Raw genomic sequence first — 6,595 nt, 5'->3', positions numbered from 1 at the left:
GTCCCCGAGGCCCTGGCCACCCCCCAACAGCTGGCGGCCGCCGCCGCGTTGTGGGCCGCCGGGGCGGCCGCCCTGGAGGCCGGAGTGGACGGTGCCGGGGCCGTCACCCAGGCCGAGCTGCTGGCCGCCGCCCACGCCGCCCGGCTGGCCGGGCTGCCGCGCCCCGCCGCGGCGGCCGTGAGCGTCGTCGGCCGGTTGCGCGCCGCCCGCGCCGCCGACCCGGCGTACCGGCTCGCCGACCTCGTCGAGGCGCTGCGCGAGTTGCTGGCGACGGCCCACGGGATCGCCGGTGCCACCGGCCCCCGGCTGGCCGACCTGCGCGGCACCGCCCGCCGGCCCTACCTGCCCGGTGGCTCACTGCGGCTTTACGGCCTGTTCAGCGAGCCGGTGCTGGCCGGCAGCGGCCACGCCGGCGTCATCACCTGGACGGCGGACGCCGAGGGTCGGCTGTTCCGGGTGGCCGACGTGGCGCCCGGCGGCGCCGCGCGGGCGGCCGCCGCCGCGGAGCGCACCGTGCGCCTGGGGGACGCGTCGCTCACCCACCGGGAGCTGGCCCGCGCCGGCCTGGTGGTCTCGGGCGCCACCGTCTCGCCGGACGGCAGCCTCGGGGCCGGCGCCGCGGTCCGCGCCGTGCAGGCCGGCGGCGCGGGTTGGCACGAGCCGCCGCTCGACCGGCTCTGGGCCGAGCCGCCGCACCGCCAGGCCGAGCGCGCCCTGGCCGCCGCCGCGCTCCCGGCGGAGCAGCGGCCGCCCGGCGCGGAGCTGCTTTTTCTCGACCTGACCTGCCGCCGGCCGCTCTCCGCCGCCGGCGGGGACGTGCTGCTTGCCGACTGCGCCGGCCTGCCGATCCGCCTCACCGTCGCCGACGAGGACCCGGCCCTCGCTCACCGGGACAATCTGCGGCTGCTGGCCGCCGCCCCCGGCCTCAGGCTCCGCGTCATCGGCCGCCTCGTGCCCGGCGCCGAGCCCAGGCTGCGGCTGCTCGCCGCCGGCCTGCCGCCGGGCGAGGAGGGCGCAGTGCTGCGGCTCGCCGATTCGCGCGGCCACCTCGACCTGGGGTACGACCGGCTGCAGCGCACCGACCTGCCGGAGCCGGGCGCCGCGTCGGCGCCGCCGCCCGCCGCCGCGCCCCCGGCCGACGAGAACGCCCGGGCCCCGGTCCACCTGCTGCGGCGCCGCGCGGACCGGGCGGTGGCCGCCGGCCGGCGCGCCCTGGCGCTGCCTGGCACCGTCGGCGACGACCGGGTCCGGCTGGGCCGCGCCGGGCTCGCCACCGGCGCCGAGCTGCTCGAGGAGCTGCACCGGGCGGCTGCCGATCGCGGCAGGGACGTCTTCGGCCGGCTGCTGCCGGCGGACGGCGACCGGTTCGCCCGCGCCTGGCTGGCCGCCGCGGTCTACGCGGAGTCCGTGGCGCACGCGCTGTGCGCCGCCGCCTGGGCGGCGCCGGCCGCCGAGACCGGGGCGGTGGGCGCCTGAGGCCACCGTTATCGTGGGACCCCGCGCCCGGCCGGCGCCGCGCCGCCGGCAGCCGGCCAGGTCACCGCCGCTTCCCGAGCCGAGTGAGAGGTCCCATGGCGTTCTCCCGCTTCAGCCCCGAGGCCACCCCCACCGCGCGGATCGGCCTCGGCCTCGCCGCCGTGGGCCGCCCCGGCTATATCAACCTCGGCCGGGACCGCGACCTCCCGGCCGATCGCGGTCCCGAGGCGCTGCGGGAGCGCAGCCACCAGCTGCTTGACGCGGCGCACGCGCACGGCGTGCGCTACCTGGACGCGGCCCGCTCCTACGGCCGCGCCGAGGAGTTCCTGGCGAGCTGGCTCGACGCGCGCCCCGAGGCCGCGGCCGACGTGGTGGTGGGCAGCAAGTGGGGCTACACGTACACGGCGGACTGGCGCACCGACGCCGAGGTGCACGAGGTCAAGGACCACGGCCCGGCCACCTTCGACCGCCAGTACGCGGAGACCAGCGCCCTGCTCGGCGAGCGCCTCGACCTGTACCAGATCCACTCCGTCACGCCGGAGAGCCCGGCGCTCACCGATCCGGCCGTGCTCGACCGGCTCGCCGGGCTCGCCGCCTCGGGCGTGACCGTCGGCCTGTCTACCAGCGGCCCCGGCCAGGCCGAGGTCATCCGTGCCGCGCTCGAGGTCGAGGTGGAGGGACGACCGCTGTTCGCCACGGTGCAGTCCACGTTCAACGTGTTTGAGACCTCGGCGGGGCCGGCGCTCGCCGAGGCGCACGCGGCCGGCCGCACGGTGATCGTCAAGGAGGCGATGGCCAACGGCCGGCTGGCCGGGAGGGCCGCGCCGCCCGCCGTGCGCCGGATCGCGGAGGCGGCCGGTACGGGCCCCGACGCGGTCGCGCTGGCCGCCGTGCTGCGCCAGCCCTGGGCCGGGATCGTGCTGTCCGGCGCCGCCACCGTCGCGCAGCTCGCGGGGAACCTGGCTGCCGCCGGGCTCGACCTCGACGAGGCCGCGGCGGCCGTACTCGCCGAGCTCGCCGAGCCGCCCGCCGCCTACTGGCGCCAGCGCTCGGGCCTGCCCTGGCACTAAAGCGTGTTGCGAAAGCTCCGCCGGGCCCGCGCAACCAGCTACGGCAACGCTGCGCGCGCATACGGCCGCGCATGAGCTGCGCTGCTGCCGATGTGCGGCTCCGCCGCGCGGGCTCGCTCGGCTCAGGCGGCCTTCACCTTGGTGGCGTACATGTCCACGTACTCCTGCCCGGAAAGACGCATGACCTCGGTCATCACCTCGTCGGTCACGGCCCGCAGCACGTAGCGGTCGCGGTCCATGCCCTCGTAGCGCGAGAAGTCGAGCGGCTTGCCGAACCGGACGGTGATCCGCCGCCCCCGGCCGATGCGGGGCAGCCCCTTGCCGCCGGGCTGCACCTGGTCCGTGCCGATCATCGCGAACGGCACCACGGGAACGCCCGTCATCAGGGTGAGCCGGGCGATCCCGGTGCGCCCCCGGTACAGCCTGCCGTCGGGGGAGCGGGTGCCCTCCGGGTAGATCCCGAAGACCTTGCCCTCGTCGAGCACCCGGCGGCCGGTCATCAGGGCGGCCACCCCGCCGTGACCGCCGTCCCGGTCCACCGGGATCATCCCGACCGCGGTGAAGAACCACGCCATCGCCCGCCCCTTGAGGGACCGGCCCGTCACGTAGGACGACTTGCCGATGAAGAAGACCTGGCGCTTGCTGATGAGGTTCAGGATGACCGAGTCGATGAACGTGAGATGATTGCCCGCCACGATCACCGGCCCCTCGGCGGGTACGTTCTCCGCCCCCTCGACCCGAGGCCGGAAGAAGAGCCTCAGCAGCGGGCCGATCAGCGTCTTCATCAGGACGTATCGGGACAACTTCCCCTCCGGTTGTTCATGGTCATGCGCTCCGCCGCATGCGTACGGGACGATACTCGCGCTTCGCCCCCGCTCGCGCACGGGGTTCACACGACGGATACTCAGCTTTGATGTGCCTTCGTCAGCTGTTTCCTCGGTCGTCCCCGCCAGGACAGTGCCGCGTCCCTACCATCAGCCGCGACCACAGGGAGGCACCATGGCAGCTCGGCAGGCGGCAGGCGCGAAGCCGGCGGACGTGACGGACTCGACAGCGGCGCAGGGCCACGGCGCCACGGGCCAGGAGGGCCCGGGCCGGAACGGGATGGGCCGGCGCGCCCTGCTCGGCGCGGCCGTGGCCGCCGGCGCCGGCGGCGCGGCGTTCGCCGCTGCCACCCCCGCGCATGCCCAGAGCGTGCGCCCCGCGAGCGCTGCCACGCGCCCCGCGAGCGGACGCGGGGACCGGTTCGACGAACTGCCCACCCCCACCGTCGTCGCCCACCGCGGCGCCTCCGGCTACCGCCCGGAGCACACCCTCGGCTCCTACCAGCTCGGCCTGGACCTGGGCGCCGACATCATCGAGCAGGACCTGGTGCCCACCAAGGACGGCCACCTCGTCTGCCGCCACGAGAACGACATATCCGGCACCACCGACGTCGCCGACCATCCCGAGTTCGCCGACCGCCGCACCACCAAGACCGTCGACGGCCAGTCGCTCACGGGTTGGTTCACCGAGGACTTCACGCTCGCCGAGCTCAAGACCCTGCGCGCCACGGAGCGCATCCCCGACCAGCGCCGCAACAGCACGCTCTACGACGGCCGGTGGACCGTCCCCACCTTCGAGGAGGTGCTGCGCTGGGCCGCCGAGCAGGGCCGGAAGCGCGGCCGCCCGGTGTGGCTGTACACCGAGACCAAGCACCCCACCTACTTCCGCTCCATCGGCCTCGGCCTCGAACAGCCGCTGGCCAGGCTGCTGCGCAGGTACGGCCACGACCGGGCCAGCTCCCGGGTGCTGCTCCAGTCCTTCGAGCCGACCAGCATGCAGCGCATGGCCGAACTCGTCGACACGCCACGGGTGGTGCTGCTCTCCAGCGCCGACTCCCGCCCCTGGGACCTCCAGCAGAAGGGCGACCCGCGCACCGTCGCCGACCTCATCACCCCCTCGGGGCTGCGCGAGATCTCCCGCTACGCCCAGGGCATCGGTCCCACCCTCGACCTCGTCATCCCGCGCCGCTCCGACGGCAGCCTGGCCGAGCCGACCCGCCTGGTCTCCCAGGCGCACACCGCCGAACTGCTGGTCCACCCCTACACGCTGCGCAACGAGAACCGCTACCTGCCCGCCGAGTTCCGCCGCGGCGCCGACCCCAACGCCTACGGCGACGTCTTCGGCGCGGTAGGCGCGTTCTTCCGCGCCGGCATCGACGGCGTCTTCGCCGACCACCCCGACACCGCCCTGCTGGCCGCCGCCGACCACCGCCGTTGACCGTGAACCACCCGATCGGCGGGCAATCATGGTGCCCGAGTCGTAAATCTCACAAGGTAGTTGGCTCCAGCACATTCCCTCCATCCTTGTTTCCCTAGCACAATGCTGACGGCGTGGGTCCGCTTGACCTGCGCCGTCAGGGCTATCGCCGGCCCGTTTCGCGTGACCCTCACCCCCCGCCGGGCCGGCCGACACCTCGCTTGGGAGGCGTACGCACACATGGGCATGAGCGTGTTGATCGACGCGGCGAACGACCAGGACGCCGAGCAGATCCTCAAACTTCAGTACCTCTGTTTCCAGGGCGAAGCCGAGCTGTCCGGGGACTACGGCATCGCCCCGCTGACCGAGACGCTGGCCGAGGTGCGCGCCGAGGTGCGGGACACCTGCGTACTCGTGGCGCGGCTCGGCCAGGAGGTCGTCGGGTCCGTCCGCGGCACCGTCGACCCCGACGGGACCGCGCACATCGGCCGCCTCATCGTGCACCCCAGGATGCAGCGGCACGGACTCGGCGGCCGGCTGCTGGCCGCCGTCGAGGAGCGGCTCGCCGCCGAGCGCGACGCCGCCAGGTACCGGCTGTTCGCCGGCCAGCGGGTGCCGGGCAACCTGCGCCTCTACCGCAGGCTCGGCTACGCCCCGGTGGCCACCGAGGAGGTCTCGCGCCACCTCAGCATGATCACGCTGGAGAAGGAGGCCCCCGGCCCTCTGGCCGCCACGGCCTGAGCGGACACGGCCTGAGCGGACATCGAGCACGGCGGAGGGCGGCGAGCGACCTGGGCCGCCCTCCTCGCTACGGCGCGCCCGGCGCCGCCCGCCGCAGCCACAGCAGCCCGGTGACCGGCAGGATCAGCGGCAGCAGCAGGTAGCCGAGGCCGTAGTCCGACCACACCGTGGCGTCGGGGAAGGCCGCCGAGTCGACCAGCGTCCAGGTGCCCACCACCAGCACGCCCGTGAGCTCTGCCGCGCAGCACACCAGCGCCACCCGCCTGGCCGCCTCCCCGCCCCGCACCAGCGCGACCGTGATGAACGCGTACACCAGGGCCGCCACCGCCGACAGCAGATAGGCCAGGGGCGCCTCGTCGAAGCGCGTCGACAGCTGGTACAGCGACCGCGAGGCCGCCGCCACCGTGAACACCCCGTAGAGCGTCACCAGCAGCCGACCGGGACCACGCGTCAGGTCCGGCCGCCCGGCCACGCCCGCGCCACGCTCAGCCACCGCCGACGCCTCCCGCCCACACGTCCGCGAGCCGCAGCTCGAGCACCGCGAGCACGAGCGCCCCGGCCGCCACCGTCGCGGAACCCCACCGGCTGCGCTCGCTGAGCGAGACGATCGCCACCACCGGCAGGCACAGCACCACCATCACCAGGTACGAGACGAACACCGCCGTGCCGTCGCCGGCCGGCCGCTCGCCGCCCCCGAGCGCCACCAGACCCACCACGAGCTGGGCCAGCGTGAGCAGCAGCACCACGGCCATGCCCGCGTAGTGCCAGTCCTTCACGGGCTGGTCGCGGAACGCGGCGTACCCGCTCCACGCGGCCTGCAGCAGCGCGGCCACGGCGACCGCGACCGTCAGCGGGGTAAGCATGCCGCCGACTCTACGGGGCGCCCCCCGGCCCACCGTCGTCGGGTCACCACCCCGCTGACCAGGGCTCTCCGGCCCCGACGGCGAACGTGGCGTTGACCACAGCGCCCGGACCTCGCCGGTAACGCGGACAGAACGTCTGATTTACTGGAGCACATGACCGCGACGAGCGACCGCACCCAGACCACCGAGGCAGTGTCCATGCCC

General features: G+C 75.1%; 7 protein-coding genes. 4 read left to right on the top strand and 3 right to left on the bottom strand.

The annotated features are described in order from the left end of the window. Nucleotides 1-1,476, top strand: a 1,476-nt coding sequence (locus tag E1265_RS31470) for a hypothetical protein (protein ID WP_165953944.1), incomplete at its 5' end; no start/stop codon positions are given. Between the two features lie 95 nt (nucleotides 1,477-1,571). After that, entirely contained in the window at nucleotides 1,572-2,546 is a 975-nt protein-coding gene (locus E1265_RS31465) for an aldo/keto reductase (RefSeq protein ID WP_132934378.1), read from the top strand. Nucleotides 2,547-2,668: 122 nt separating this feature from the next. Here E1265_RS31465 and E1265_RS31460 read toward each other — a convergent pair whose 3' ends face one another. Further along, complete coding sequence (locus E1265_RS31460; RefSeq protein ID WP_132934377.1) at nucleotides 2,669-3,349, bottom strand: lysophospholipid acyltransferase family protein; 681 nt, start codon at nucleotides 3,347-3,349, stop codon at nucleotides 2,669-2,671. Between the two features lie 301 nt (nucleotides 3,350-3,650). On the opposite strand from E1265_RS31460, the gene E1265_RS31455 reads away from it, so the two are divergent. After that, the gene (locus tag E1265_RS31455) at nucleotides 3,651-4,808 is read left to right on the top strand and encodes a glycerophosphodiester phosphodiesterase (RefSeq protein WP_132934381.1); all 1,158 of its coding nucleotides are present in this window, start codon (nucleotides 3,651-3,653) and stop codon (nucleotides 4,806-4,808) included. Nucleotides 4,809-5,027: 219 nt separating this feature from the next. Beyond that, nucleotides 5,028-5,528, top strand: coding sequence for a GNAT family N-acetyltransferase (locus tag E1265_RS31450; RefSeq protein WP_132934376.1), 501 nt, complete (start codon nucleotides 5,028-5,030; stop codon nucleotides 5,526-5,528). A gap of 67 nt (nucleotides 5,529-5,595) precedes the next feature. On the opposite strand, the gene E1265_RS31445 is transcribed toward E1265_RS31450, so the two are convergent. Next, nucleotides 5,596-6,021 (bottom strand): hypothetical protein, encoded by a 426-nt coding sequence (locus E1265_RS31445; RefSeq protein ID WP_243741247.1) that lies wholly within the window; start codon nucleotides 6,019-6,021, stop codon nucleotides 5,596-5,598. Next, nucleotides 6,014-6,391: a hypothetical protein gene (locus E1265_RS31440; protein WP_132934375.1), complete on the bottom strand. Its 378-nt coding sequence runs from the start codon at nucleotides 6,389-6,391 to the stop codon at nucleotides 6,014-6,016. The genes E1265_RS31445 and E1265_RS31440 overlap by 8 nt, the downstream gene beginning before the upstream one ends. Nucleotides 6,392-6,595 lie beyond the last annotated feature (204 nt).

The organism is Streptomyces sp. 8K308 (genome assembly GCF_004348315.1).
GTDB lineage: Bacteria > Actinomycetota > Actinomycetes > Streptomycetales > Streptomycetaceae > Streptomyces.
Note: the sequence above shows the minus strand (reverse complement) of the source record. Positions and strands in the feature narration are given on the sequence as shown.

Excerpts from the sequence above, each read along its gene's own strand:
- E1265_RS31465 (WP_132934378.1), top strand. The coding sequence starts at position 1,572 with ATGGCGTTCTCCCGCTTCAGCCCCGAGGCCACCCCCACCGCGCGGATC.
- E1265_RS31455 (WP_132934381.1), top strand. The coding sequence starts at position 3,651 with ATGGGCCGGCGCGCCCTGCTCGGCGCGGCCGTGGCCGCCGGCGCCGGC.
- E1265_RS31450 (WP_132934376.1), top strand. The coding sequence starts at position 5,028 with ATGGGCATGAGCGTGTTGATCGACGCGGCGAACGACCAGGACGCCGAG.
- E1265_RS31440 (WP_132934375.1), bottom strand. The coding sequence starts at position 6,391 with ATGCTTACCCCGCTGACGGTCGCGGTCGCCGTGGCCGCGCTGCTGCAG.